Annotated in this window: 33 protein-coding genes, 2 tRNA genes and 1 pseudogene; 27 read left to right on the top strand and 9 right to left on the bottom strand. The window is 59.8% G+C overall.

The window, feature by feature from the left end; genetic code table 11:
* Positions 1-432 (top strand): thiamine pyrophosphate-dependent enzyme (locus BG842_RS26440; protein WP_254663511.1); only part of this gene is annotated, 432 nt, incomplete at its 5' end.
* An 81-nt stretch (positions 433-513) separates the two neighbouring features.
* Positions 514-747 (top strand): hypothetical protein, encoded by a 234-nt coding sequence (locus BG842_RS26435; RefSeq protein WP_254663510.1) that lies wholly within the window; start codon positions 514-516, stop codon positions 745-747.
* Here BG842_RS26435 and BG842_RS26430 read toward each other — a convergent pair whose 3' ends face one another.
* Complete coding sequence (locus BG842_RS26430; protein ID WP_069453112.1) at positions 748-1,005, bottom strand: MTH865 family protein; 258 nt, start codon at positions 1,003-1,005, stop codon at positions 748-750. It lies immediately after the preceding gene.
* A 112-nt stretch (positions 1,006-1,117) separates the two neighbouring features.
* Here BG842_RS26430 and BG842_RS26425 point away from each other — a divergent pair, with 112 nt between their 5' ends.
* Positions 1,118-2,167, top strand: coding sequence for a M42 family metallopeptidase (locus tag BG842_RS26425; RefSeq protein ID WP_069453116.1), 1,050 nt, complete (start codon positions 1,118-1,120; stop codon positions 2,165-2,167).
* A gap of 621 nt (positions 2,168-2,788) precedes the next feature.
* Positions 2,789-3,379 carry a plastocyanin/azurin family copper-binding protein gene (locus BG842_RS26420; RefSeq protein ID WP_069453111.1) on the top strand — a complete coding sequence of 197 codons (591 nt, stop codon included), beginning with the start codon at positions 2,789-2,791 and terminating at the stop codon, positions 3,377-3,379.
* Position 3,380: 1 nt separating this feature from the next.
* Here BG842_RS26420 and BG842_RS26415 read toward each other — a convergent pair whose 3' ends face one another.
* Both BG842_RS26415 and BG842_RS26410 read right to left on the bottom strand, forming a co-directional pair.
* Positions 3,381-3,938 carry an NAD(P)/FAD-dependent oxidoreductase gene (locus BG842_RS26415; RefSeq protein ID WP_069453110.1) on the bottom strand — a complete coding sequence of 186 codons (558 nt, stop codon included), beginning with the start codon at positions 3,936-3,938 and terminating at the stop codon, positions 3,381-3,383.
* A 34-nt stretch (positions 3,939-3,972) separates the two neighbouring features.
* Entirely contained in the window at positions 3,973-4,449 is a 477-nt protein-coding gene (locus BG842_RS26410) for an SRPBCC family protein (RefSeq protein WP_069453109.1), read from the bottom strand.
* Positions 4,450-4,536: 87 nt separating this feature from the next.
* Here BG842_RS26410 and BG842_RS26405 point away from each other — a divergent pair, with 87 nt between their 5' ends.
* Positions 4,537-5,127, top strand: coding sequence for an arsinothricin resistance N-acetyltransferase ArsN1 family B (locus tag BG842_RS26405; RefSeq protein ID WP_069453108.1), 591 nt, complete (start codon positions 4,537-4,539; stop codon positions 5,125-5,127).
* Here BG842_RS26405 and lrpA1 read toward each other — a convergent pair.
* From lrpA1 to BG842_RS26390, 3 genes are all read right to left on the bottom strand, one after another.
* A complete protein-coding gene (gene lrpA1 / locus BG842_RS26400; RefSeq protein ID WP_069453107.1) occupies positions 5,120-5,548 on the bottom strand; it encodes an HTH-type transcriptional regulator LrpA1 in 429 nt (142 codons plus the stop codon). The genes BG842_RS26405 and lrpA1 overlap by 8 nt on opposite strands.
* 104 nt (positions 5,549-5,652) lie before the next feature.
* Positions 5,653-6,588, bottom strand: a complete 936-nt coding sequence (locus BG842_RS26395; RefSeq protein ID WP_007978905.1) for a thiamine pyrophosphate-dependent enzyme — start codon at positions 6,586-6,588, stop codon at positions 5,653-5,655.
* Positions 6,589-6,590: 2 nt separating this feature from the next.
* On the bottom strand, positions 6,591-8,480 hold the full coding sequence (locus BG842_RS26390; protein WP_069453106.1) for a 2-oxoacid:acceptor oxidoreductase subunit alpha: 1,890 nt from the start codon (positions 8,478-8,480) through the stop codon (positions 6,591-6,593).
* Between the two features lie 276 nt (positions 8,481-8,756).
* Here BG842_RS26390 and BG842_RS33370 point away from each other — a divergent pair.
* The 4 genes and pseudogenes from BG842_RS33370 to BG842_RS30455 all read left to right on the top strand — a co-directional run.
* Positions 8,757-9,065: pseudogene (locus BG842_RS33370) on the top strand (PKD domain-containing protein); the annotation flags it as partial.
* Between the two features lie 3 nt (positions 9,066-9,068).
* Positions 9,069-10,457, top strand: a complete 1,389-nt coding sequence (locus BG842_RS32365; protein WP_254663512.1) for a hypothetical protein — start codon at positions 9,069-9,071, stop codon at positions 10,455-10,457.
* A gap of 504 nt (positions 10,458-10,961) precedes the next feature.
* Positions 10,962-12,149 (top strand): hypothetical protein, encoded by a 1,188-nt coding sequence (locus BG842_RS32360; RefSeq protein ID WP_254663509.1) that lies wholly within the window; start codon positions 10,962-10,964, stop codon positions 12,147-12,149.
* Between the two features lie 262 nt (positions 12,150-12,411).
* A complete protein-coding gene (locus BG842_RS30455) occupies positions 12,412-12,759 on the top strand; it encodes a hypothetical protein (protein WP_175424306.1) in 348 nt (115 codons plus the stop codon).
* Between the two features lie 403 nt (positions 12,760-13,162).
* On the opposite strand, the gene BG842_RS26375 is transcribed toward BG842_RS30455, so the two are convergent.
* Both BG842_RS26375 and BG842_RS26370 read right to left on the bottom strand, forming a co-directional pair.
* Positions 13,163-13,378 (bottom strand): hypothetical protein, encoded by a 216-nt coding sequence (locus BG842_RS26375; protein WP_007978898.1) that lies wholly within the window; start codon positions 13,376-13,378, stop codon positions 13,163-13,165.
* Positions 13,379-13,381: 3 nt separating this feature from the next.
* Positions 13,382-14,422: an Mrp/NBP35 family ATP-binding protein gene (locus BG842_RS26370; protein WP_069453105.1), complete on the bottom strand. Its 1,041-nt coding sequence runs from the start codon at positions 14,420-14,422 to the stop codon at positions 13,382-13,384.
* A gap of 175 nt (positions 14,423-14,597) precedes the next feature.
* Here BG842_RS26370 and moaA point away from each other — a divergent pair, with 175 nt between their 5' ends.
* The 16 genes from moaA (at position 14,598) to rpsB (ending at position 22,920) form a co-directional block, all read left to right on the top strand.
* Entirely contained in the window at positions 14,598-15,572 is a 975-nt protein-coding gene (gene moaA / locus BG842_RS26365; protein WP_069453104.1) for a GTP 3',8-cyclase MoaA, read from the top strand.
* 74 nt (positions 15,573-15,646) lie between these two features.
* A complete protein-coding gene (locus BG842_RS26360; protein ID WP_069453115.1) occupies positions 15,647-16,423 on the top strand; it encodes a M99 family carboxypeptidase catalytic domain-containing protein in 777 nt (258 codons plus the stop codon).
* Positions 16,420-16,713 (top strand): hypothetical protein, encoded by a 294-nt coding sequence (locus tag BG842_RS26355; protein ID WP_069453103.1) that lies wholly within the window; start codon positions 16,420-16,422, stop codon positions 16,711-16,713. The genes BG842_RS26360 and BG842_RS26355 overlap by 4 nt, the downstream gene beginning before the upstream one ends.
* An 82-nt stretch (positions 16,714-16,795) precedes the next feature.
* Positions 16,796-16,880, top strand: a tRNA-Ser gene (locus BG842_RS26350).
* Positions 16,881-16,896: 16 nt separating this feature from the next.
* Positions 16,897-17,403 carry a 30S ribosomal protein S13 gene (locus BG842_RS26345; protein WP_069453102.1) on the top strand — a complete coding sequence of 169 codons (507 nt, stop codon included), beginning with the start codon at positions 16,897-16,899 and terminating at the stop codon, positions 17,401-17,403.
* Positions 17,403-17,924 carry a 30S ribosomal protein S4 gene (locus BG842_RS26340; protein WP_007978885.1) on the top strand — a complete coding sequence of 174 codons (522 nt, stop codon included), beginning with the start codon at positions 17,403-17,405 and terminating at the stop codon, positions 17,922-17,924. Before BG842_RS26345 ends, BG842_RS26340 begins: the two co-directional genes overlap by 1 nt.
* A complete protein-coding gene (locus BG842_RS26335) occupies positions 17,921-18,307 on the top strand; it encodes a 30S ribosomal protein S11 (RefSeq protein WP_007978883.1) in 387 nt (128 codons plus the stop codon). Before BG842_RS26340 ends, BG842_RS26335 begins: the two co-directional genes overlap by 4 nt.
* Before the next feature lie 3 nt (positions 18,308-18,310).
* Complete coding sequence (locus tag BG842_RS26330; protein ID WP_007978882.1) at positions 18,311-19,057, top strand: DNA-directed RNA polymerase subunit D; 747 nt, start codon at positions 18,311-18,313, stop codon at positions 19,055-19,057.
* 189 nt (positions 19,058-19,246) lie between these two features.
* A tRNA-Leu gene (locus BG842_RS26325) sits at positions 19,247-19,331 on the top strand.
* Between the two features lie 30 nt (positions 19,332-19,361).
* Positions 19,362-19,715 (top strand): 50S ribosomal protein L18e, encoded by a 354-nt coding sequence (locus tag BG842_RS26320; RefSeq protein WP_007978880.1) that lies wholly within the window; start codon positions 19,362-19,364, stop codon positions 19,713-19,715.
* The gene (locus BG842_RS26315) at positions 19,712-20,149 is read left to right on the top strand and encodes a 50S ribosomal protein L13 (RefSeq protein ID WP_069453101.1); all 438 of its coding nucleotides are present in this window, start codon (positions 19,712-19,714) and stop codon (positions 20,147-20,149) included. Before BG842_RS26320 ends, BG842_RS26315 begins: the two co-directional genes overlap by 4 nt.
* The gene (locus tag BG842_RS26310; RefSeq protein ID WP_007978877.1) at positions 20,143-20,538 is read left to right on the top strand and encodes a 30S ribosomal protein S9; all 396 of its coding nucleotides are present in this window, start codon (positions 20,143-20,145) and stop codon (positions 20,536-20,538) included. The genes BG842_RS26315 and BG842_RS26310 overlap by 7 nt, the downstream gene beginning before the upstream one ends.
* A gap of 12 nt (positions 20,539-20,550) precedes the next feature.
* Entirely contained in the window at positions 20,551-20,751 is a 201-nt protein-coding gene (locus BG842_RS26305; protein WP_018128667.1) for a DNA-directed RNA polymerase subunit N, read from the top strand.
* Positions 20,751-20,933, top strand: coding sequence for a DNA-directed RNA polymerase subunit K (locus tag BG842_RS26300; RefSeq protein ID WP_069453100.1), 183 nt, complete (start codon positions 20,751-20,753; stop codon positions 20,931-20,933). The genes BG842_RS26305 and BG842_RS26300 overlap by 1 nt, the downstream gene beginning before the upstream one ends.
* Positions 20,930-22,141 (top strand): phosphopyruvate hydratase, encoded by a 1,212-nt coding sequence (gene eno, locus BG842_RS26295; protein WP_069453099.1) that lies wholly within the window; start codon positions 20,930-20,932, stop codon positions 22,139-22,141. The genes BG842_RS26300 and eno overlap by 4 nt, the downstream gene beginning before the upstream one ends.
* Positions 22,138-22,920 carry a 30S ribosomal protein S2 gene (rpsB, locus tag BG842_RS26290; protein ID WP_069453098.1) on the top strand — a complete coding sequence of 261 codons (783 nt, stop codon included), beginning with the start codon at positions 22,138-22,140 and terminating at the stop codon, positions 22,918-22,920. Before eno ends, rpsB begins: the two co-directional genes overlap by 4 nt.
* Before the next feature lie 136 nt (positions 22,921-23,056).
* Here rpsB and BG842_RS26285 read toward each other — a convergent pair whose 3' ends face one another.
* A complete protein-coding gene (locus tag BG842_RS26285) occupies positions 23,057-24,376 on the bottom strand; it encodes a methyl-accepting chemotaxis protein (RefSeq protein ID WP_069453097.1) in 1,320 nt (439 codons plus the stop codon).
* A 182-nt stretch (positions 24,377-24,558) separates the two neighbouring features.
* On the opposite strand from BG842_RS26285, the gene mvk reads away from it, so the two are divergent.
* On the top strand, positions 24,559-25,542 hold the full coding sequence (gene mvk / locus BG842_RS26280; protein ID WP_069453096.1) for a mevalonate kinase: 984 nt from the start codon (positions 24,559-24,561) through the stop codon (positions 25,540-25,542).
* Complete coding sequence (locus BG842_RS26275) at positions 25,539-26,279, top strand: isopentenyl phosphate kinase (protein ID WP_069453095.1); 741 nt, start codon at positions 25,539-25,541, stop codon at positions 26,277-26,279. Before mvk ends, BG842_RS26275 begins: the two co-directional genes overlap by 4 nt.
* Positions 26,280-26,307: the final 28 nt, after the last annotated feature.

Raw genomic sequence — 26,307 nt, 5'->3', positions numbered from 1 at the left:
TACGGCTTCGAGGGGGTCCGCGTGGACGGTAACGACGTGCTGGCCGTCTACCGGACCGTCTCCGACGCGCTCGAACGCGCGAAGGAGGGCGAGCCGATACTCATCGAAGCGGTCACGTATCGGCAAGGTGCGCACACCACGACCGACGACCCGACGAAGTACCGCGACGACGCGGAAGTCGATGCGTGGGCGGAAAAGGACCCGATAGAACGGACCCGCGAGTACCTCGAAACGGAGCACGACTGGACGGACGAGGACGAGGACGAACTTCGTGAGGAGGCGAAAGCGCGGGTCGCGGAAGCCGTCGAGGCCGCCGAAGCGCACGACGGTTACGACGTCGATGCCATCTTCGACCACGTGTACGCGGACGACCATCCCCGTTACTCACGACAGCGCGCCCACGTCCCCGAAAACCCCGACGTTGAACGCTGACGCCCCGCCCGACTCGTTTTCGCCGCGGCTGTCGCCAGCACAGTTATGTGTCGGGCTGTGGTATCCGGCACGGGGTCTACGATGGAACGTCACGAAAGACGAATGGGAGAGTACGGGGCGGAAACCGAGCAAATAGCGGACATCGCCGAGATGGAAATCACGGAGCCGACGCTGACGTGGCTCGAAGTGTCACAGCCACAGCAGCCGATTCCGCTCGGAAAAAACGACCGGGTGATAGACAGCCGGTTCAACGAGCAACACGACGTGTGGGAGGTACTGCTCGTCGCGTTGCCGGACGAGGAAGAAGAATCGTAGTTACAGCATGTCCTTCTGTTTCAGCCCTTCGATGAGGTCATCGATGAGGGCGTCAACGTCGTCGTAGGGGAAGTCCTGTGCGTCGTTCATCTTCGTCGCGAGCTCCATCGCGGTAAAGCTCGTATCGCCCGCTTCGAAGCGCGTGCCGGGACCGTTCGGTAGCGCCGGAACGAGTTCCATCGGGTTGCTGACGGGGTAGTCTGCACCTTCGAACGCGTCCTGGAACTGCTGTCGGAATTCCGCTTCTTTGTCAGCCATGTCAGCCACTGTGTGAGTAAACGGCAAAAACGTTCCGAAACCACGATACACAAGTTGAGAGTTTATTCACCGCTTCAGAGAGGTTTATACGGAGATGGGAACGAGATTCGGTATGGCATTCGATTTCGATTTCGAACTTTTGTGCGAACTGACGGAGGCGAACGGTGCGGCGGGGTACGAGGACCGAATCCGCGACATCGTTCGACGGGAGTTGGAGGACGAAGTTGACGAACTCCACACCGACGCGATGGGGAACGTCATCGGGACGATAGAAGGGTCCGAGGACTACGACGTGGCCGTCGCCGCCCACATGGACGAAATCGGATTCATGGTCCGGCACGTCAACGAGGACGGTTTCGTCTCGCTCGACGCGCTCGGCGGCTGGGATTCCCGCGTGTTGCGAGCACAGCGCGTCGTCGTTCACACCGAGGATGGTGACCTCCCCGGCGTTATCGGGTCGGTACCGCCGCACCTGTTGGACGGTGACGAAGGGGAAGAGGACGTCGAGGATGTCTACGTTGACCTCGGGCTTCCGGCGGACGAAGCGACCGAGCGCGTGTCGGTCGGCGACATCGTTACGATGGAACAGACGACGACGAAAGTCGGTGAGAACGTCTCCGGTAAGGCGCTCGACGACCGCGTTTGTCTCTTCGCCATGCTGGAGGCTGCAAAGCGAATCGAGGACCCCGATGCGACCATCCACTTCTGTGCCACGGTACAGGAGGAAATCGGCCTTCGCGGTGCGACCGCGCTCGGCGTCGACGTGGACCCCGACCTCGCGGTCGCCCTCGACGTCACCGTCGCAAACGATTTCCCCGCCGTGAAGCGCGAACGGGACTACGTGACCAGCCTCGGTGACGGCACCGCTATCAAACTCAAGGACGGGAGCGTCGTCACCACCCCGAAGGTCCACCGTCGAATGCGGTCGCTGGCCGAGGCGCGCGACATCCCGTACCAACTCGAAGTGCTTCCCTCGGGCGGCACCGACACCGCCGGTTTCCAGAACACCTACGGTGCGAAACCGGTCGGCGCTATCTCCATCCCGACGCGCTACCTCCACACCGTCACCGAGAGCGCCAACGGCGACGACGTATCTGCGACCATCGACCTCCTCACCGCCTTCCTCGAAACCGAAGACGGCGAGCACGACTACGCGCTCTAGAACCACCTTTTGCTGCGGTCGGGAGCCGAAACCAGCGCCGTACGGCGCTGGTTTCGGCCTACCTCCCTGGCAAAATCTGGACCAAAACACCACGTCACCCCACTTCCGTCGCTCCTTTCAGTCGCTCCGTCGGGGGTTCCTCGGCCCGTTCGCTCATTACGCTCGTTCACAGTGAGGACGCTTGTCGTGAAAATTCACCCTGCCTATCACTCCCACCGGTCGCTGTTTCCCGGTGAGCGACTGGAGGGAGCGATAGGTCATTGAGACGACCGCGGAAATCGGCTATCGACCCAAATACCGGGGATGAGCAAGTGCCTGAAACCTAGAAACGGTCAGAGACACGGCCGCTCGTCGCTAGCATCCTCACCGGAAATCGGAGATTTTCCGGGCCGACGACCGAGCGGAACATAGTGGAGCGAGGGAGGAGTGCTTTTGGTCCAGCTTTTACAGGGAATGCGAGGGAGCTTTGCTCCCTCGTTTCTTCACGGCTTCGCCGTGAAGAAGACGGGTCGGCGCGGGTCGAATCGACCCGCGCTGACCGCTCGACCGTCGTAAAAGGTGGTGACAAGGTGGTAGTGCCAAACCAAAGTATTCAGTACCCATCGGTACAAACCCCCGCTCATGACAGATGGGGAAGCGGATGAATCAGTCACTCGACGTGGATTTCTCCTCGGTTCTGCGGGTGTCGTCGCGGCGGGTGCGGCCGGAACGGCGGCCGCACAGGAAGACGGCACGACGACCAGTTCCGGTGAAAGTAACAGCAGTTCCGGCGGCGGCGGTGGCGCGACGAAGACCGTGAAGGTCGGTCCGGGCGGCGACTTGGTGTTCGACCCGGACAAGTTGACCGTCACGCCCGGGACGACGGTCAAGTTCGTCTGGGAGTCGGACGGCCACAACGTCGTCCCCGAAAGCCAACCAGAGGGTGCCGGCTGGGAAGGCTCGGGCAGTGCGAGCGAATTGTTCGACACCGGTCACACCTACTCGCATACGTTCAGCACGGCTGGCGAGTACGCGTACGTTTGTGCCCCGCACAAGAGCGCCGGGATGACCGGTTCCATCACCGTCGGTTCCGCGTCCGGGTCGTCGGAACCGGCGATTCCGGGTAACGCGAAAACGCTCGGCATTGCGACGTCGGGGGCGCTCGCGTTCACCCTCTCGATAGGATACTTCTTCATGAAGTTCGGCGGCGATTACGGCGAAGCGGTCGAGTAGCCTACTCCGCGTCGTCCGGCGTATCGAAGTCGTGGAATGCACGTCCCTTTTCTGTGCTCAGGATATCCAAGCCAGCGGCTGCGCCGCCGCCCACGGAAATCGCCGCCTGTATCTTGTCCGCCCGGGAACACCACCCCGCGGCGTAGGCGTTTTCGACCGTCGTTTCGTTGTCCGAGTCGGTTTGCACCGTCCCGTCGTCGTTCAACTCACAGCCGAGGTCCTCCGCCATCTCGCGCGACCGCCCGGTGGTGAAGAGGACGTAGGTGGCGTCGTACTCGCCGTCGGCGGTCGTAACCGTGAACCCGTCGTCGGACGTCTCGACGTTCGTGACCTCCTCGCCCTGCTTTCGGTCTGCCCCCTGTTCGTCCACCTGCTCGCGGGCGATTTCCATGAACTCCTCACCGTCGATGCTCTTGATTCCGAGGTAGTTGAACAGGTGTGCGGCGTGCATCGCGGTGTCGTCGGTATCGAAGACGACCGTATCGAGGCCGTTTTTCGCGGTGAACAGTGCCCCACTCAATCCGGCGGGACCGCCGCCGATGACAGCTACATCTGACATACGGTGTCGGATACCACGCTGACGATGATAAAGTTCATCGCTCCAGCAGTTTCTTCGTCTTTCGGTGTCGATACCGGAACATGGGTTCGAAACCTACTTTTGCGAGCGGGCTTCCCGGTTCGCCCAGCGCCGGGAACCGGTAGTTCACCACGTCGCGTACCAGCGTCTTCCCGTCCCCGGCGTAGAACTGGTGGGTGTGTTCCCATTCGGGAAACGGACCGCCTTCCATCACGTCCCGAAACATCGCGGCTCCGTCTTCCTCTTCGCGCTGGACGATTTTCGAAACCCACCGTTGGCGCGGACCGACGTCGAACGGCCGAAGCGACAGCCGGATTTCCGTTCCGTTCCCCAGCACGTCCGGGTCGAACTCTCCCTCCGGTCCGCGGATTCCCTCCACGTGGAGGTTCATCCATCCCGGTGTGAGCGCCTCCAAGCCGTCGATGGTTGAGTAAAACCGCCACACGTCCTCGAACGGCGCGTCGACCCACACTTCGCGCTGATAGGTAGCCATCGTTCGGGAATTCCGTCGCTCACCTCAAAGGTCTTGTGCGCAACCAGTACGACGGCGATTTATTTCGGCTCCGAACGTACACCGCCCATGCCAAACCTTCGATTCGCCGAGGCGGGCGATGCCGCCGACACCGCGGCCATCTACGCACCGGTCGTCCGCGAAACGGCCATCTCGTTCGAGACGACGCCACCGGGCGAAGACGAGATGGCGGACCGCATCCAAACGACCCTGCCAACCTATCCGTGGGTGGTCTGTGAACACGACGGCGAACTCCTCGGCTACGCCTACGCGGGTTCCCACCGGTCACGCGAGGCGTACCGGTGGTCCGCGGACGTATCTGTGTACGTCCACCGCGGCCATCGTCGATCTGGCGTCGGGAACGGTCTCTACGAGTCTCTGTTCTCGCTCCTCGAAAAACAGGGCTTCTACAACGCGTACGCCGGAATCGCGCTCCCGAATCCCGCCAGCGTCGGACTCCACGAATCGCTCGGATTCGAGCACGTCGGGACGTACGAAGCCGTCGGCTACAAAGACGACGCGTGGCAGAGCGTGGGCTGGTGGCACCGTCGGCTCCGACCTCTCGACGACCCGGAACCGCCGCTCCCCCTAACTGCAGTACCGGAGAACGCCTTGGAAGACGCGCTGAACTGCGGCCGCGAATCGATACGAATCACTTGAGTCGCTCTTGGAGGAACGACGGGTGGGCTGCGGTGACGCCCTCGATGGTGAGGATGTCGTCGCTGATGACGCCCCCGACCGCATCGCCGTTCGGCGCGCGCACTTCGGCCATCAGCATGTGGTCGCCGCTGCACGTGTAGAGCGTATCGATATCTTCGAGTTCCTGTAGCGCTCGGGTCGCCTCGACGTAGCGTTCGCTTTCGACGTCGATACCGACCAGAGCGATACTCTGGCTCGACAGCTTCTTCGGGTCGATTTCAGCAGAATAGCCGACGATGACGCCTTCGTTTTCGAGCTGGTCGATGTATTTTCGAACGGTCGGTTTCGAAACACCGGCCCGGTCCGCGATTTCCGAGTACGACGCTTGCGCATCGTCCTCTAACACCCGGAGAATGCGGTCTTCGGTCGATTCCGTGCTCATGTTACCAGTATGTTTCCCGCACAGGAAAAAATACCTTGCGAATTGAAAAACACATTAGCAACCATGAAAAGGTTGTTAGATCCGTCGAGAACGGAGAAACGAGATTACTTGTGACGGTCGAGGAAGTCGTAGCTCCGTTCCCACTCGTAATCGTCGTCGAAGTACCGCTCTGCGAGCGGCGTTTCCGGCATGTCGCCCGTGGACTGTTTCTCCTGCTGGTAGGAGGGGCGCTCGTCGTTCACGTAGAAGCGGCCGGTGAGGACCTTGCCCTCGTAGAGCGCGTCCTCGGCGTCGTGCATCGCTTCCATCGCTTCACGACGGTCGTGAACGTCGAAGTCGTAGTCGTCGCTGTCCTGCACGTCGATGTACGGGACGTACTGCTTTGCGTCCTTGTTCCACGTCGGGCACTGCGTGAGGAAATCCACGTGTGCGAACCCGTCGTGTTCCATCGCCTCGGCGAGGATTTCCTTCGCCTGGTTCGGATTGACCGCCGCCGTTCGGGCGACGTACGTCGCACCCGAGGTGAGCGAGAGCGAGAGCGGTCGAATCGGGCTCTTCGCGTTCCCGCGCGGCTGGGTCTTCGACTTGTGTCCCTTCGGGGACGTGGGCGACGTCTGCCCCTTCGTCAGCCCGAAGATCTCGTTGTCGAAGACGATGTAGGTCATGTCGTGGTTCTCACGAGCCGTGTGCATGAAGTGGTTCCCGCCGATTCCGTAGCCGTCTCCGTCACCGCCTGCGGCGATGACTTCGAGGTCGGGGTTGGCGAGTTTGGCCGCTCGTGCGACCGGCAGGGACCGCCCGTGGATGGAGTGGAAGCCGTAGCTCTGGAAGTAGCTCGAGAGCTTCCCGGAACAGCCGATACCCGTGACGAGCAGCGTCTCGTCCGGCGTGCGGCCGACTTCGGGCATCGCCTGTTTCAGCGCCTTCAGGACGCCGAAGTCACCACAGCCCGGACACCACGTCGCTTGCGGTTCGAGGCTGGGCGTGAACTCGTTCACGTCGATATCTCGTTCTTCGTCGATTGCGTTGAATACACTCATTTTCAGTCACCCGTTGCGGATTCGATGCGCGTGTTGTGCGCTGGCTCGGCACTGCCGTCGAGTCGTGCTTCGAAGCCGTCTACGACGTCGGTCGGCTCGAACGGGTTGCCGTCGTATTTCAGCAGGCTGAACAGCTTGTCGCCGTGCTTGCCGGTCGCCGCCTGAACGTGGCGGCGGAACTGTGCCGTGGCGTTCATCTCGACGACGAGCGCTTCGTCGACGCCTTCGAGGAACGAATTGACCTCGTTCTTCGGGAACGGCACCATGTCGCTGACGTTTATGGCTTTGACCGAATGGCCGTCCTCGTTCAACATGTCGACTGCCTCCTCGACGGCACCCTTCGTGCTGCCGAAGTTGAGGATGGCGTAGTCGGCGTCCTCGTCGCCGTAGACGGTCTGGTGGGACTCGTCCATCGCGTTGAGTTCGTCGCGGATGGCGTCGAGTTTCTCCATCCGTCGGTCCATCTGCGTGACGCGGTTGTCCGGGTCCTCGCTGATGTGACCGGCTTCGTTGTGCTCGTTACCGGACGCGAGGAAGTTGCCGCCCTTCTGTCCCGGCAGGGAGCGCGGGCTGACGCCATCTTCGCCGTCGTAGCGGTAGCGCTTGAAGCGACCGGCGAGACGCTCACCCTGCTCGATGTCTTCCTCGGTCACGACTTCGCCGATATCCGGGTTCGGCTCGCGGTCGAACGTGGACTCCGTAACCGTCTCGTGACCGCCGGAGAGTTTCTGGTCGTAGAGGATGATGCTCGGAATCTGGTAGTTGTACGCGAGTTCGAATGCCTTGCGCGTCTGGATGTACGATTCGCGCGCATCACCCGGCGCGAAGACGACGCGGTTCGAGTCGCCCTGACTCGTGTACAGGACGTGTTCGAGGTCGCCTTGTTCCGGTTTCGTCGGCATCCCCGTGGAGGGGCCTGCGCGCATCGACTCGACCAACACGATGGGTGTCTCGGTGATCTCCGCGAGTCCGAGCGGTTCGGACATCAGCGCGAATCCGCCACCGGACGACCCGCTCATCGCCTTTGCGCCCGCGTGGCTCGCACCGATCGCGAGCGAGGCGGCGGCGATTTCGTCCTCGACCTGTTCGGAGATTCCACCGAGGTCGGGGAGGTGTTGGGTCATGATGGTGAACACGTCGGTCCACGGCGTCATGGGGTACCCGGCGATGAACCGGCATCCCTCGTCGATGGCACCGTACGCAATGCCGTGACTGCCGGAGATGAGAACCTTGTCGTCGTCGTAGTCGCTCTCGGGGAGCGTGACGCCGACGTCAGTGTCGTAGTTCTCCTTGACATCCTCGTAGGATGCATGGAGGACTTCGAGGTTCGGTTCGAGGATCTTCTCCGGCATGGCCTCGCTCATCAGGTCCTCGACGATGTCGAGGTCCATCCCGATGATGGCACAGGTCGCGCCGATACCAGCCGTGTTGCGCATTATTTCACGGCCGTACTCCTTGGCGAGTCCGCGAAGGTCCAAGTCGAAGACGTGCCAGTTGTTCTCCTCGACGCGCTCATCGAAGTCCGGAATGTCGTCGGTGTCGAGCAGTCCCGAATCGTAGATGATGACGCCACCTTCGCGGAGTTCGTCCAAGTTCTCCGACAGGGGCTTGATCTCTTCGTTGCCGTAGTAGGCTTCTTCCTGTGGGTTTCGCGCGAAGCTGTCTCCGAGTGCGAGGAGGAAGTTGTAGTTGTCCCCGCGCGATTTGACTTCGTGGTCCGCCGCGCGAATTTCCACGTAGGTGTGGCCGCCGCGAATGCGCGACGGATAGTGTCGGTGCGTGAATACGTGTAACCCTGCTCGCATGAGGGCTTTTGCAAAGTTCTGGCTCGTCGAGTCGATCCCGTCACCGGAACCGCCTGCGATTCGCCAGATGAGTTCGTCATCCGTCATAATTGAAGCTCCTGGCCTCCCGGGCCTAGTGGATAAGAGTTGAGTCGCAAGGTGGTAAAGCCTTTGCCATAGATTAGCAAGGAACTATTGTGATAGATGGCGCGAAACGGCTGATTTCAGGCGTTTTGACTGGATAAACTCTGTATTTATTAATGATTGTTTAACAGTTGATGGACAGACCTTTATGGCACCCATCGATTATTGGATCTCCTTTTCTGAGTGAATGTTTTAATATATAAATGCAGATAAATCAAATAACTTTTTTAAACCAAAACGATGCAAAACTCGCCGAATCTCATGAATCGAGTCGTATCGAGCACCATCGTGCTACTGCTACTCACGACGATATTTCTGCCGTCGGTAACGACGGCGAACGAACCGCCACTCGCGGACGCTGGTCTCGACCAGCACGTCGCGCGAGGAAGCACCGTCCTTTTCGACGCCACTGGCTCACACGATCCGGATGGATACATCGAAGGATACGAGTGGACGATAGAGACACCCGGTAATCGAACGATCGAACCGAACTGTCAGAGTTGTTCGCAAACCCGATTCCGTCCGAACACCGTCGGAACGTACACGGTATCCGTGACGGTTACCGACGAGGATGGTGCTAAAAGTCGAGACTCACTGTACGTCACCGTGTCGCCGGGAGAGCCCCCGACCGTTGACGTCTCGGGTTCACGCACCCCTCGCGTCGGCCAGCAAACGGTTTACTCCGCAACAATCGATGCCGGTTCTGCATCGCTCGACCACATCGTTTGGTCACTCGGTGGAACGGCTATCGCCACAGATTCGCTCTCGGGTGCGAAAGACGTCGATACTATCACGCGAACGTTCCCGAACACTGGTGCGAGAACGGTTACCGCTACTGTGTACGATACGGACGGACAGACAGACACGGATTCGATCGATTTGTCCGTCCGATCGAACGGGAGTCCCCCACCGTCGAGTTCCACTGCCGAGAAGTACACGCCGACTGTTGCTGGTGATTCACTGATCACTGGGACGGCACCGTTTCGTGGAACGTATCGTTTGAAGTCTATCCCCACAACGAATCAAATACGTTCCGTCCGTTGGTTTGGAGACGGCGTACGACTCGCAAGCGGTCGAACGCTGACGACCGAATGGGAAGCGGGTGACCATTCGCTGTACGCCGTCGTCTCCTACTCTGATGGCTCCCACGACATCGCCCGTTTTTCCGACGGGACGACCACTGTCGTAGCCGACCCCAAACCCACGATTGACCTCCCATCGCTCGACAGTTATGGTGCGGTTTCCGGTCGAACCACCGCGACAGACCCGTACGGTAACCTGCAATCGGTTCGCGTCCAGCTCGGTGGGAAGAGAATCGGCCACACTAAAATGGATGCCACCTCCCCCGGAGCGATGCAGCGACAGCGATCGGTTTCTTTCAACACCCGGGATTTCAAGGTCGGTAAGAAGTACACGCTCTCCGTGACGGCAGTTGATTTTCACGGTCAAAAAAGCACGCTGAAACGGACCATAACACCCGCGAAGATGCCGAAAATCATCCAATCAGGGTTCGTTAAAAACGATGTAGATTCGTACGATGAGCGGATCGACCCGAAACGATATACTGCACACCACGTGACGAAAATAGATTTAAATGGGGTTGACCCATCGGATGTTCAAATGAGAAATATGAATCAAAGTCCGTATATTCAAGTTCTATCTGAGAATAAGATTATAAACAGAAATAATTTAATAATGCATGCCTACATATCTGCCGACATTCCAAATGATTACAATATAGAAAGAGAATATGAGATAGTGAGTAATAAAACGGGGAATATGGAGGAAAAATTACTGAGAAAATCCACTCTCCACGTACACCCCAGCCCTCCAGAAATTCGACTTTCGGTCATCCGCGATGGGGGACCGGCTATCGTCCGACCAATCAGGGAATGGTTGTGGATGCGGGCGACTCGTTCGACCCGGATGGATCAGAGTTAAGGTATATTTGGAAACAAGGAGCCAATCCGATCACTCCGGATAACACGGACAGCGAAGTTTAGCTCCGTCGAACTCGCTGGACTGGAAGTCCGCGACGGATACAACAAGTCCGCTTCGGTCAATTCCCACTTTCTCAACTACTTCGCGCCGGAGATTAAAAATGTGGAGTTGCTTTCGGACGGGCCTTACAAACCAAACGAGACGATACGTCTACGGGTCACGACCGAACGATACAAATTTAGCAAAAATAGCTATCACCTTCGATATGATTTGGGAATTTCGATTGAAGGTGCATCCGGTTCGATCACTGATTGGCAAAAAGACAAGATTACGAAAAGGAGTCTTAAAGAAAATTTCCACGGTACGGACCCGCGATACTACACTGGTATCGTGGAGATTCCAGCATCCCAACTGTTCCGGAAAAACGACACCGTGAAGGTGCGGGTATATAACGAAGAGAGACCGGAGACATACAACGAGATCGAAATTCCGGATGTCGAGGTAATGCGGAGATACGGTCAGTTCTGGACGAATCCCAGAATCAAGAGCACGGAGTATTTCGTTAACCGGCCGACGTACGACTGGAAACTCGCAACATCGCCGGAGAAACGCGACCGCTATCTCTCGAAGGGATATTCGGTCGATCAGAAGAGTCGTGATGGCTTCGAGTACTCGCTCGAAGAGCGCAAAAAGGTCCGGGACGCGAAATACGAAGATGTTGATCGGTCGTTCTCGACCGAGTTGCAGCAGTCAGCGTTCTTGCAGGGACACCCGAACTGGTGGTCGACGGGGCGCGATGTGGAGAAGCACACCTATACGACGACCGAGCACGAATGGCACGATTCGAAATCGGGGAGAGGGAGATTCACCGGGGAGACACGACGTGTGCAGGTTCACCCGGCGCAGTATCGAACGTTGAAACAGTTCGGTCACGAACAGGAAGTGACGAAGACGGGGACGAGAACGGTCCGGAAGACGAAACAGGTCGAAGTGACGAAGACGGATACCAAATACGTGATGCAGTGTCGTCCGAACGGTATCTGCTTCGAAGTTCCGGAGCAGTACACGTACACGACGACCGTCTCAAGGACGTACACGACGACCGAGACATACACCTATACGGTCACCGAGACGGATACCTACTGGTCGTACCAAAAATTCCACTACGATGATCGGTATACGGGTGAACAAAAGCGAGTGAAATTAGAGGATGCAGAGTACGATACAGAGTATCGGTTCGAGTACTCGGAACGACACACGGACGTAGACTATACGTACGGAGTGCAAACGCGAGAGAAAGTCCGAGATGCACAGTACGAATGGCAAGAACAGTCAACGACGACGAAACGGGATGTCGCAATGTCGTTCGCCCGGAACAGTGATTGGCGAATCGGAAGTTATCGTCCGAACGTGAAGTGGAGTCTAAAGAAGCGGACGGGTACCGAGACCAAAACTGTCGATCAGTATCTGGAATCGGATACCGTCGTAATGACCTACGTGACTGCAAAAGTCGACCTCGTTCGTCAGTATGTTACCGAAGGTGGCGAAATTCAGAACAACACTGTCGGGGAGAAGATCGTTGATGAGTCCTTCCAAAATCTCCTGACCGACTCTGATCTTCGGAAGCAACTCAGACACCATCGAGACCAACGAGAAAACGGCTGTAATGGTGAGACAAACTGCATGACATAACACATTAATTTTATATATTTGGTAGAGTCAAATGAGATTTATGAAGAATGAAATCCATAAATCACTTAGTTTGGTGTTGTTATTTTCTCTTCTCATACCCCCAGTAATGGGTGTTAGTGGTACTACCTCCACCAAAACTCCATGCTCGTATTTAAAAAAAGATAATACAAGAGTTATAAAATCGTCTCGTGGCGTATGTGTCAGTTCAAATCTCTCAAATAGTACCGTTCATGTCAGTGTTAAAAATCCTACGGATGAATACATGAGTGACTCGGGGTTTACCATTCTTGTAGATGAAGTTAGATTCCGGAGAGAGTCTTTTGACCTCTCACCAGGTGAAAAGATAGTGGAAAATATAAATATAAACTCTGCTATTGATGTTGTCAAAAACAACCACACGACCACCGTCTCCACATACGGCAATTACACTACCTACAACTTCACCGAGAAAATCAACGCATCGGCGACGGAAGAAATCCCGACTCCGTATATTGCGAACGTCACGGTGGCCGATGGAACCATCGATGGGGAACCGTCTGCGGTTGCGTACGTCACGCTCGTCAACCGTCGATGCGGCGATATCCGACGAAGCTGTTCGTTCACACGATAGGGACGGACGGGAGCTTCTATGCGCCAACACCACTGCCGAACAATTCGACGACGGTCAAAGTCGAACTGCTCGATAAACGCGGTACGAAAATCGCGGGTGAAGCTCGCTTGTACACCGGCAATCTCACGAAAAAACAAGGCGGACTCGATCAAGTCGGATTCGTCGGAAAGGCAGGGGAAGGTACCCAGCAATGGAACGAATCGTTCTAGCCGGCCCGTCCGACGTGGATGAACGATCACTATCAGTACGAAAACGACACGTATTCCCAAAGCTTCGGTGAGAAGTTGAGCGGGAACCACGAAATCGGTGGTGTACCGGTTGTCTATCTGGGACTGGTCGTGCTAGTCGGATTGCTTTTCGTTCGGCGTTGGCGCTGAACGCACACGGGTCGGCTTTCTCCGCGTCAGTTCTCGCTCTTCGTCCGAATTATCTCGCGCATGTTGATGAAGATGTCACGCGGCGTCGTCTCTTCGTCGGGGTCGAACAGATCGCTCACGCGGTAGAGCATCGCAGCGACCAGCTTGCTCTCGCTCGACTCGCCGCGGATGTCGTCGGCGATGTCTCGGAGGGTTTCCATACGCTCCTCGTCGGGGTCGAACGATTCCGTCTCGCGTGGCATGGTTCACTCCTGTTGCTGGCGGCGGCGGTTGATGATGCCGACGTTGTTGGCGACGTTTTCGGTCAGGGTACGGAACGACTCTCCGGTGTCGCTCTCGTCGTCGAGGACGATGGGCTCTCCTTCGTCGCCGCCGCTTCGCACGGAGGGGTCGAGCGGTATCGAGCCGAGGAAGGGCATCTCGTGGTCCTCGGCGAACGCGGCCCCACCGCCGTGGCCGAAGATATCGTGTTCGCCGCCACAGTCGGGGCATTTGAAGGTGCTCATGTTTTCGGCGATACCGAGGACGGGGGTGTCGTGTTTGCCGAACATCTGGAGACCTTTGTTCGCGTCGTCGAGCGCGACCTGCTGGGGCGTCGTAACGATGACGGCACCGGTGACGGGGACGCTCTGGAGGAGCGTGAGTTGCGTGTCTCCGGTTCCGGGTGGCAGGTCAACGACCATGTAGTCGAGTTGCCCCCATTCGACGTCCTCCCAGAGCTGTGTGAGGACCTTGTGAACCATCGGGCCGCGCCAGATTACGGGGTCGTCCTTCCCGGTGAGGAACGCCATGCTCATCAGTTTCACGCCGAACTTCTCGGGCGGGACGAGCTTCTGCTCCTCGGTGGCCCGCGGCCGTTCGTTGGCGTCCACCATCCGCGGGACGTTCGGGCCGTAGACGTCGGCGTCGAACAGGCCAACGCGGGCACCGAGCTTTGCGAGTCCTGCCGCGAGGTTGACCGCGACGGTGCTTTTTCCGACGCCGCCCTTTCCCGATGCGACTGCGATGATGTTTTTCACGCCCGGAAGCACCTGCTCTTCCGGGGAGAGCTGGGTATCGACGCGTGCGGAGAGTTCGGTGTCGATTCCCTCGTCGTTGAGCGCTTCGCGGACGCGATTCGCGATTTCCGACTCGTGGGGTGCGTACGGTGCACCGAGCGCGAGTGAAATCCGTGCAGTCTCGTCTTCGACCGTAACGTCGTTTACGAGTCCGAGAGAGACGATATCTTCGCCGAGGTCCGGGTCTTCGACCGTTCGGAGAACGGCTCGAACGTCAGTTTCATCCATATGATGACGATAAGGAGGGATTTGTCGATAAGGCTTGTGAACCCCGAAGCCGGGAATTTCGATTTGTGAGGCTAATTTCCGCTAGCTGTCGAACTCCCCGTAATTGAATTCGGTTACGTTCAGGTTGCATCCTCCCACGAGTTTAAGAATCCTCGCGCGCAAGACAGGGATACTAATGCTCGAAGACTCGTTCGGGCGCGAGGTTACGGGGGTGCGCGTTTCGCTGACCGACCGGTGTAATTTCGATTGCGTCTACTGCCACAACGAGGGATTAGGCGATACACGCGGACCGATGGAGCCGGGTGACGACGAGATGGGTACCGACGACGTGGTTCGGTTTCTCGAAGTCGCCCGCGAGTTCGATGTCGGAAAGGTGAAGTTCACCGGCGGCGAGCCAATGCTCCGGGAGGACTTGGAGGAGATAATCCGCCGGACGCCCGACGGGATGGAGACGTCCCTGACGACGAACGGGACGTTTCTTCCGGGGCGCGCGGAGGAACTCCGGAAAGCGGGATTGTCCCGCGTAAACGTCTCACAGGACGCGCTCGACCCGAAATCGTTCGCGGAGGTAACGAAGAGCGGTGCGTACGACAAGGTGCTCGAAGGGGTCGAAGCGGCGCTCGATGCTGGACTCGACCCGGTAAAGCTCAACATGGTCGTTTTCGAAGCGACGGCTGGCTACGTTCCGAAGATGGTGGAGCACGTCGCGGAGAACGACGGGTTGCAGTTGCAACTCATCGAATACATGCCGGAACTGACCGGCAATCCCGAGTGGGCGATCGACATCCAGCGGGTTCACGATTGGCTCGAAGAACAGGCCGACGAGATAGAAATTCGCGAGATGCACGGGCGGAAACGATACTGGGTCGGCGGCGGAATGATCGAAATCGTGGACCCGGTGGAGAACCCGAGCTTCTGTTCGAATTGCCATCGCGTGCGCGTCACGCACGAAGGATTCCTAAAAGGTTGTCTGAATCGCAACGACGACCTCCGACCGATGGGAGAGATGACGAAACCCGAAATCCGGTCGGCGTTTCGTGAGACGGTGGCGAATCGAGTCCCGTACTACGGCGAATACATGGTCCGAAACGACGACGGGGAATGGGAGATAAACGACCGCTACATCGACGACCAGTATATCGACGCGTGATTTTCTTCGGCTCTCGATTCTGACCACACCACCGGGCGACAAGGTTGATAGTGCTCCACTGTGGCGGTTCCCGTATGCGACGGCGCTCACTGCTTTCGAAGACCGGCGCACTCCTCACCGGAGGGATGGCGATGTCGGTCGCCGGGAGCGGACGAGAGAGTCTCGACCCTTCCTATCGAATCCTTCCGGATACGAAGTACGAGACGGGGGTCTTCGTTCGAGAGGGGACGTCCGACGGGCCGACGGCGATGGTGGTCGGTGGGATACACGGCGACGAGCAGTGTGGTTATCGCGCCGCGAGCGAAATCGCGGGATGGCAGGTCGACCGGGGAAAACTGATCGTGCTTCCGAAGGCCAACCGAGTGGCGATTCGAAGGAACCGGCGAGAAGGAGCACACGGCGACTTGAACCGTCAGTTTCCGACCGGCGAGAAACCGGAGACGAGGTTGGCTCGCGCCATCTGGGGTGTGGTCGAGCGCCACGACCCGGACGTGGTGCTCGATTTGCATCGGTCGGTCGGCATCTACGGCTATCACGAGTCGTCGGTCGGGCAGGTGATTTGGCCGACGGACGCTGGAAACGCGAGCGAGTACGCGAAGCGGACGGCGGAGGCATTGAACGGGAACGTCGTCCCGTGGTACATGCCGTTTCACGAGTATCGCCGCGGCGGCGAACTCGACGGGTCGAGACCGATGCTGGTACACAAGGTGGCGGGCGATCTCGACCGGCCGGGGTACATCGTGGAGACGACAGAGTTCTTCCTCGACGCCGACACGCGGGTTCGGTGGGAGAAGGCGGTGGCGACCGACCTGCTCTCACGGCACGGTATCGAACAGCGAGGGAACCAATGAGCGGGCCTGTGAACGTTCGGCGGCTGTTTCTCGGACGCGCCGTCTGGGTTTGGTATCTCCTGTTGGTCGTTCCGGTCGCTCTCGGCGCGTTCGATACTCGGTTGATGACGCCGCTCGCCCTGCCGGGGTACGTCGCGCTCACCATCGGAAGCGCGTTCGGGAGTTACCTCTTTCCGACGCTCGAACTGTGGGTGTTTTGGGGGCCGCTTCTCGTGGGTGCCTATTTCGTGTCCGTGGCGCTTGCGGCGGCCTCTCATGCGGTTCGGGAGACATTCGTTGCGTTTAAATAGTAACCCCCGGTAGAATGCAGTGCAGACACCTGTAGGGGCACGCGTCCCGAGTCCGGAAGGGCGAACATATACAAGCGAGCGTGTCGAGGTAGCCTAGTCTGGCCCACGGCGCAGGGTTGCTAACTCTGTGGCGTCAAGCCTCGAGGGTTCAAATCCCTCCCTCGACGCTCCAAACTATCAACCATGAGTACCGAACAACCACAGGACGAAGACGACGACCTTCGGTACTTCGTCCGCATCGGGCAAACTGACCTCGATGGGACGAAGACCGTAGAGCGGTCCCTCTCCGAAATGAACGGGATCGGTCGTCGAACGGCCCGAATCGTCGCCGAGGAGGCGGACGTCGACCGGAAGGCGACGTTCGGCCGACTCGACGATGACGACATCGAACGTGTCGTTGAGGCCGTCGAAAACTACGCCGACGAAGTTCCTGAGTGGCTCACGAACCACCGCAAGGAGTACTTCTCCGGCGAGACGACCCACGAGACCGGCAACGACCTGTCGATGTCCCGACGCCGGGACCTCAACAGGATGCAGATGATCGACTCCTACAAAGGCGTCCGACACAAGCGTGGACAGAAGGTTCGCGGTCAGCGAACCAAGTCCACGGGTCGTACCGAGGGTACGATCGGTGTCAACGTCGAGGAAATCAAAGAAGCCGCAGGGGAAGAAGCCGAGGGTGAAGAATAATGTCGCTCCCAGGTGAGAACACCAAGTTCTACGAGACGCCGAACCACCCGTTCCAGGGCGAGCGAATCGCCGAGGAACGCGGTCTGATGGACCGATACGGCTTGAAGAACAAGGAAGAGCTCTGGCGAGCACAGAGTGAACTTCGCAACTACCGCCGCGAGGCACGGTCCCTCCTCGGGGACATCTCCGGCGACGAAGTTAGCGAAAGCGACGAGTTCCTCTCGCGCCTGAAGCGACTCGGCATCCTCGACGATGGCGACGAACTCGGCGACGTGCTGCTCCTCGACATCACGGACGTTCTGGAGCGCCGTCTCCAGACCGTCGCGTACCGAAAGGGCCTCGCCCACACGCCGAAACAGGCACGCCAGTTCATCACGCACGGTCACGTCACCGTCGACGGCCAGCGCGTGTCGGTTCCGTCGTACAAAGTCGAGATCGACGAGGAGTCCGACATCTCCTTCGACGAGCACAGCCCGATTGCGGACGAACTGCACCCCGAACGGTCGGAGGGTAACGAATGAGCGACAACGACGAAACATGGGGCATCGCCCACGTACACGCATCGTTCAACAACACCATAATCACCATCACGGACCTCACGGGTGCCGAGACGGTTGCGAAGTCGTCCGGTGGCTCGGTCGTGAAGCAGAACCGTGACGAGTCCTCGCCGTACGCGGCCATGCAGATGGCCGAGACGGTCGCCGAAGAGGTCAAAGCGGCTGGCATCGACGGCCTGCACATTCGCGTGCGCGGCCCCGGTGGCAACCTGCAGCAGAACCCCGGTCCCGGTGCGCAGGCGACGATTCGAGCGCTCGCCCGCGCCGGTATCGAAATCGGTCGCATCGAGGACGTCACACCGATTCCGCACGACGGTACCCGCGCACCGAAAGGTAGTGGATTCTAAACCATGACCGAAGACTTCGACGTAGAGTTCATCGACCGCGGCGAACGGAAGGCGCGTTTCCTCGTTCGCAACGTCACCCCGGCGTTCGCAAACGGGATTCGCCGAGCGATGATCGCGGACGTTCCGACGCTGTCAATCGACACGCTCCGGGTCATCGAGAACTCCTCGGTGATGTTCGACGAGCAGATCGGACTGCGACTCGGACTCGTTCCGCTGACGACGCCGCCCGGAGAGTTCGAGGAGGGCGACACGGTAACGCTCAGCCTCGACGTTTCGGGACCGGGAACCGCGTTCTCGGGCGACCTCATCAGCTCGGACGAGATGGTGCAGCCCGCCGACGATAACATCCCGATAATCGACCTCAAAGAGGGGCAGCGTCTCGAACTCGAAGCCGACGCGGTGCTCGGCTCGGGGAAGGACCACGCCAAACACCAGGGTGGCGTCGCGGTCGGCTATCGTCACCTACAGCGCGTCGAAGTCGTCGGCGACCGGGACGAGTTCGGGGAAGAAGAACCCCGAATCCTTCGCGGAACCATCGAAGACGATGGTGAACTCGTTCCGACGGAGACGTTCGACCACGACCTCTCCCAGCGGTTCCCCGGAAAGGAGGTCGAGGTTCACGACGTTCCGAACGCCTTCGTGTTCGACGTCGAAAGCGACGGCTCGTTCACCGTCGAAGAGCTGGTGACGCAGGCCGTCGATTCGCTCACCGAACGTGCGGACGAACTCGAACAGGCAATTCAACTATAATCATGATCGGCCCTTACAACCTCCCTGACGTGTCCGCCGGTTCCGAGAGCTTCAACTCTCGGAATCGCTGGACTCGCGGGCGACGGTCGCTCGCGGAATCCGAGGTATGTGCCTCGGCAATCGAAAGTGGTTTTAAGGGCCACGGACAACACTGTGTTGCCCGCGAGGGTACGCACGTGTTCTCAGCGTGCAGGGATAGCCAAGTCTGGCCAACGGCGCAGCGTTCAGGGCGCTGTCTCGTAGGAGTCCGCAGGTTCAAATCCTGCTCCCTGCACTTCAGTTCTCAGTACTTGGAGGAAGTAGCATGAGCAAAACTAACCCGAGGCTCAGTAGTCTCATCGCCGAACTCAAGTCGGTGTCCCGTGATTCGGACGCCGACGTGTGGACCGACGTTGCAGCACGCCTCGAGAAACCACGGAGTACGCACGCGGAGGTCAACCTCGGCCGCATCGAGCGGTACGCGGAGGAAGACGAGACCGTCATCGTACCCGGCAAGGTTCTCGGTAGCGGCGTCCTGCAGAAGAACGTCACCGTTGCTGCAGTCGATTTCTCTTCGACTGCGGAGACGAAGATCCAGCAGGCAAACGGCGAACCGATCCAACTCGAACAGGCAATCGAACAAAATCCCAGTGGTTCCAACGTGCGGGTGATTCGATGAGCATCGCGGAATTTGACGCAGATGTCGTAGTCGACGCGCGCGACTGTATCCTCGGTCGTGTCGCGAGTAACGTCGCACAGCGTGCGATGGACGGCGAAACGGTCGCCGTCGTCAACGCCGAGCAAGCTATCATCACGGGCGACAAACAGGACATACTGGACAAATTCGAGACGCGCTTCAACCTCAGCTCCGACCAGGGGCCGTACTACCCGAAGCGCCCGGACATGCTCGCAAAGCGCTCGATTCGGGGAATGCTCCCGTACAAGAAGCCGCGAGGGCGCGAAGCCTTCGAAAACGTGCGTGTCTACGTCGGCAACCCGTACGACGAGGACGGCGAAATCCTCGACGGCACGTCGTTGGACCGACTCTCGAACATCCGCTTCGTCCAGCTGGGCGAAGTCAGCGACTACCTAGGTGCTAACGTCACATGGTAACGAACACGAGCGGAAAGAAGAAGACGGCCATCGCTCGCGCCACGGTCACGGACGGCGAGGGTCGCGTACGGATCAACTCGAAGCCAGTCGAACTGGTGGAGCCGGAGATGGCTCGCCTCAAAATGCTCGAACCGTTCCGCATCGCGGGCGACGAGCGTGAGGAAGTCGACGTTGAAGTGAGCGTTTCGGGTGGCGGAATCACCGGACAGGCAGACGCCGTCCGCACCGCCATCGCGCGCGGTCTCGTCCAGTACATGAACGATGCCGAACTCCGCGATGCGTTCATGGAGTTCGACCGTTCCCTGCTGGTCAACGACGTCCGCCAGTCCGAACCGAAGAAGTGGGGCGGCCCCGGTGCCCGTGCCCGCTACCAGAAGTCCTACCGCTAAGGTGATTTCCCCATGATGATTCCAGTCCGGTGTTTCACGTGTGGCAACGTAGTCAGCGAACACTGGCAGGAGTACAAGGCGCGCGCCGAGACGCAGATGGGCAACGAAGACCCCGGTAAGGTCCTCGACGACCTCGGTGTCGAACGCCACTGCTGCCGACGGATGCTCGTCGCTCACAAAGACCTCGTGGACATCGTCGCACCCTACCAGTAATGGCTCAACAACAATACTCCCGATACGAAAAAGCACGAATCCTCGGTGCGCGAGCGCTGCAGGTGTCGTATGGCGCTCCCGTCCTCGTCGAGACGCAAGAGTCCCAGCCGATACTCATCGCGGCCGAGGAGTACGACGCTGGCGTGCTGCCGTTCTCCGTCCGGCGTGAGGAGGCAGAATGACGCGCATCGAGAGCGTTCGGCTCCGTCAGATACTCGACTCGCGTGGGAACACCACGGTCGAAGCCGACATCCTGACCGAGAGCGGTGGATTCGGTCGTGCCGCCGCACCGAGCGGTGCGAGCACGGGCGAGTACGAGGCCATCGAACTCGACACGAGCGAGGCAATCGCGTCCGCTCGTGAGCACGCCGTTCCGCGTCTCGAAGGAGCCGTCTACGTCGGCGACCAGCGTGACGTGGACCGAACCCTCCGTGCTGCGGACGGAACGGACAATTTCTCCGAAATCGGCGCGAACAGCGCCGTCGCTATCAGCATGGCCGCCGCGAAAGCCGCGGCGGACGTGCTCGGTGCACCGCTCTACCAGCACCTCGGCGGTGCGTTCCGCGGCGACAACTACCCGATACCGCTCGGTAACGTCATCGGGGGTGGCGAACACGCCGCCGACGCCACGGCGATTCAGGAGTTCCTCTCCGCGCCGATCGGCGCACCGAGCGTCCAAGACGCGGTGTTCGCCAACGCGGCCGTTCACTCGGAAGTCGCGGACATCCTCGCCGAGCGGGGAGTCCCCTCGGCGAAGGGTGACGAAGGCGCGTGGGCGCCGTCCATCGACGACGACGACGCGTTCGAAGTGATGGACGAAGCCGTCTCGACCGTTTCCGACGAGTTCGGATTCGAGATTCGATTCGGTCTCGACGTGGCCGCAGCCGAGATGTACGATGCCGACGCCGACGAGTACCAATACCGCGACCGGACGCGCTCGACCGACGAGCAGATCGAGTACATCGCGGATCTCGTGGACGAATACGACCTCGCGTACGTCGAGGACCCGTTGGACGAAAACGACTACGAAGGGTTTGCGAAACTCACCGACAAGGTGGGCGAGAAGACGCTCGTCTGTGGTGACGACCTGTTCGTCACGAACGTCGAGCGACTGTCCGAGGGCATCGAGAAGGGTGCCGGAAATAGCATCCTCATCAAGCCGAACCAGATCGGCACGCTTTCGGACGCGTTCGATGCCGTCGAACTCGCGGTCGAGAACGGGTACGACCCGGTCATCTCGCATCGAAGCGGTGAAACCGAGGACACGACGATTGCACACCTCGCCGTGGCGACCGACGCACCGTTCATCAAGACGGGGACGGTCGGCGGCGAGCGAACCGCAAAACTCAACGAACTCATCCGAATCGAGCAGAACGTATCACGATTATGAGCGATAACGAATCCGAACAGGTAGAAGAAGAAACGGACGGTCTCGACGCCGCGGAAGAGGAGATCGACGCGGAGCCGACCGGCGAGTCCGGTGCGGAACCGGCAGTCGACCCTGACGAAGACGTCGCCGCACAGGCGGACGAGACCGAAGAAGAAGAAGATGAACCGCAGTTCGACGAGGACGTCCTCGGCGACGAGGAGGCGGACCTCCTCATTCCCGTCGAGGACTACCTCGGCGCAGGTGTCCACATCGGTACCCAGCAGAAGACCGAGGACATGGAGCGGTTCATCCACCGCGTTCGAACGGACGGCCTGTACGTCCTCGACGTGAGCAAGACGGACCAGCGAATCCGCACGGCGGCGAACTTCCTCGCCGACTACAACCCCGAGCAGATTCTGGTCACGTCCTCGCGCCAGTACGGTCGGTTCCCGGCCGAGAAGTTCGCCGATGCGGTCGGCGCACGTGCCCGCACGGGGCGCTTCATCCCGGGTACGCTGACGAACCCGAAATACGACGGCTACATCGAGCCGGACGTCGTGGTCGTCACGGACCCAATCGGAGACGCGCAGGCGGTCAAGGAGGCCATCACGGTCGGCATCCCCGTCATCGCCATGTGTGACTCCAACAACTCCACGAGCAACGTCGACCTCGTCGTCCCGACGAACAACAAAGGTCGCAAGGCGCTGTCGGTCGTCTACTGGCTGCTCGCCAACGAGACGCTCGACCGCCGCGGTGCGGAACCCACCTACTCGCTCGACGACTTCGAGAGCGAGATTTAATCGCCGAGTTTTCGATTCGATTTGCGTTGTTTTCCGATTCGCTTCGTCGACCAGCGGTCGCGTTCGCCTTCGATTCGGCTTCGCAACCGCTTGGAGATGAACGCCGAAAATAGAGTGGGCTAGTTCGACAGGCCGCTCAGTCCAGCGACTGTTCGATTTCGGTTTCGAGGGCGTGAATCCGCTGTTCCAAGTCGGCGACCATCTCCGTCTGTTGTTCGTTGGCGGTGGCGATGCTTTCGACCGAATCCGACACCTCTTCGCTCCGGCGAACGCTGTTGTCGATGATGGTCGCTATCTCCTCCGCGCTCGCGGCCTGTTCGTCGGTCGCGTCCGCGATTTCCGTGATTCCCACGTCAGTTTCCTGAATCGCGGTGACGATGGATTGCTGGTTCTCGACGACGGTTTCTATCTCCTCGGTCGCCGCGACGATACCGTCGTTGGTGGCCTCGACGCTCTCGACCGTATCGAGCGCGGTTTCCCGGATATCGTTGACGATGGCTTCGATCTGCTCGACGCGTTCTTTCGACTGCTCGGCGAGGTCTTTGATCTCGTTTGCGACGACGGCGAAGCCGTCGCCCTCCGCCCCGGCGCGCGCCGCTTCGATGTTCGCGTTCAACGCGAGCAGGTTGGTCTGCTTTGCGATGTTGTCGATGACTTCGACGATTTCGTCTATCTCGTCGATACGGTCTTCGAGTTCGTTCGCGTCGGTGACGACTTCCTCTGCGCTCTCGGAGACGTCATCGACCGTGGCGAGGGTTTCGACCGCGGCGTCGGCTGACGTTTCCGCGAGGGTTTTGGTTTCGGTGCTCTGGCTGCTGACCTCTTCCGCGCTCGAAGCGATCTCCTCGATGGTTGCGCTGAAGGTGGCGACCTCCGATTGAACGTCGCCGAGGTTTTGGGATTGATCGCGCACCAACTCGCGGATGGATTGGGAGTCGTCGGCGACGTCCGTGGTGGACTCCCGAAGTTCGGCGACGGAATTCTCCACCTCGTCGGTCATCTGTTCTTGGAGGCGTCGGACGGCTTCGCGCTGTTCGATGAGTTCGGTGACACGGGTGATGACCTCGACGGCACCGACGCACTCGCCGTCGGGCGTGGTTATCGGGACACCCAGTGTGCGCCCGTGAATCGTCTCGCCGCTCGCCGCGGTCGCGGCGCGGATGTCCGATTCGCGGATGACTTCGCCCGTTCGAACGACGGTTTCGGCGAGCGTTTCGGTTTCCCCCTCCGTCCCGAACAGTTCGTAGGCGGGCATACCGATTGCACTCTCCGCGGACTTCCCCATGAGGGCTTCCGCTCTTCGATTCCAGTGCGTTATCGTTCCGTGTTTATCGATGACGAACGCCGGTTCCGGGTACAGCGCGATGAGGTTTTCGTACGCGTGCCGCCAGAACGCACCAGCGTCGAGGTCGCCGCCGGGATGTATCTCGTCTCTCACAGGTTTCTCAGTTGCCATTGTTCGATTATGTATTAAGGGCGATACAACCGATGGGCATATATTTTTGGACTGACGCCGGATTGAGGCATCAAATTATATACATATATCAGTTAGTCCGTCGTCGGTGGCTCGCGGGGAATTCGGTGTCGGACGGACCGCAGTCCGAAAGCCCTGTTATGTCCCGGTGCGGAGCCACGAGCATGACCGTTTCCAGCGCCCCGGGGAAGGTGTATCTCTTTGGGGAACACGCCGTCGTGTACGGCGAACCCGCCGTCCCGTGCGCCATCGAGCGCCGGGCGAGCGTGACCGTCGAAGCGCGGGACGACGACCGACTCCGCGTGCACGCCAAGGATCTGAGTATCGACGGATTCACCGTCGAGTACAGCAGCGAGACGAACGCCACGCCCGACGTGAACGTCTCGGAGTCGCTCGTCAGGGCCGGTGTCGGCTACATCGACGCCGCGATAGAACAGTCGCGCGATGCGACCGATACGCCGGACGCGGGATTCGACATCACCGTGGAGAGCAACATCCCGCTCGGTGCGGGTCTCGGCTCCTCCGCCGCCGTGACCGTCGCCGCAATCGACGCCGCGACCCGCGAGCTCGGCGTGACGCTCTCATCGGACGAAATCGCGGACCGTGCGTACAAAGCTGAACTCGCGGTGCAGGACGGCGAAGCGTCGCGCGCGGACACCTACTGCTGTGCCACCGGCGGCGCGGTTCGCGTCGAGGGCGACGACTGTCGATCCATCGAGGCACCCGACCTCCCCATCGTCGTCGGCTTCGACGGCGGCGCGGGCGACACCGGGAAACTCGTGGCCGGGGTCCGGGCGCTCCGCGACGAGTACGATTTCGCCGCCGAAACCGTCGAGAGCATCGGCGATATCGTTCGACAAGGGGAACAGGTGCTCGCCGACGGCGACCTCGACGAACTCGGCAAACTGATGAACTTCAATCACGGTCTGCTGGAGGCGCTCGGCGTCTCCTCGCGCTCGCTCGACAACATGGTCTGGGCGGCCCGCGACGCGGGTGCGATGGGGGCGAAACTCACGGGTGCGGGCGGCGGCGGCTGTATCGTCGCCCTCGACCCGACGGACGATACGAAGACGGCGCTTCGGTTCACCCCCGGCTGTGAAGACGCCTTCCGCGCGGAACTCGACACCGAAGGGGTGCGCGTCGAATGAGCCTCACCGTCCTCAAACTCGGCGGAAGCGTCATCACGGACAAAGACCGTCCCGACACGCTGGACGGGGAGATGTTGGACTACGTTGCGGATGCGGTGGGCGATGCGCAAATAGACGACCTCGTGCTCGTTCACGGCGCCGGTAGTTTCGGCCACCACCACGCCAGCGAGCACGGTGTTTCGAAAACGGTGGGAAGCAGTGACGTCGCGGCGGTTATCGACATCCACGGCGCGATGGAGACGCTCGACCAGTTCGTGCTCTCCCGCCTCCACGAACGCGACGTTCCCGCTGTCCCCGTTCATCCGTTCTCCGTCGCGTCCCGCGATTCGGACGCGGAGCTCTCGCTTCCGGTCCAGCAGATTGCGACGATGCTCGGAGAAGGGTTCGTTCCCGTCCTTTACGGCGATGTCGTCGTCCACGAGGGCAAGGGCGTCACCATCGTCAGCGGCGACGAACTCGTCACATCCGTTTCACGGCAACTCGACGCGGACCGCGTTGGCTTCTGTTCGACCGTTCCCGGCGTCCTCGACGAAAACGACGCCGTAATCTCCGAAATAACGTCCTACGAGTCGGTCGCGGACGTACTCGGTGAAAGCGAATCGACCGACGTGACCGGCGGAATGGCTGGCAAGGTCGCCGCACTGCTCGAACTCGGTGCGCCCGCGTCTATCTTCGGCCCGGACGACGTGACGGCGTTCCTCTCCGGGGAGAATCCGGGGACGAAAATCGACGGGTGAGCGGGTACAGTCAGCGAATAATCGGAGA

The sequence above is a fragment of the Haladaptatus sp. W1 genome (genome assembly GCF_001723155.1).
In the GTDB taxonomy this organism is placed as follows: domain Archaea; phylum Halobacteriota; class Halobacteria; order Halobacteriales; family Haladaptataceae; genus Haladaptatus; species Haladaptatus paucihalophilus.
The sequence above is the reverse complement of the archived record's forward strand: the minus strand, read 5'-3'. Positions and strand labels throughout refer to the sequence as shown.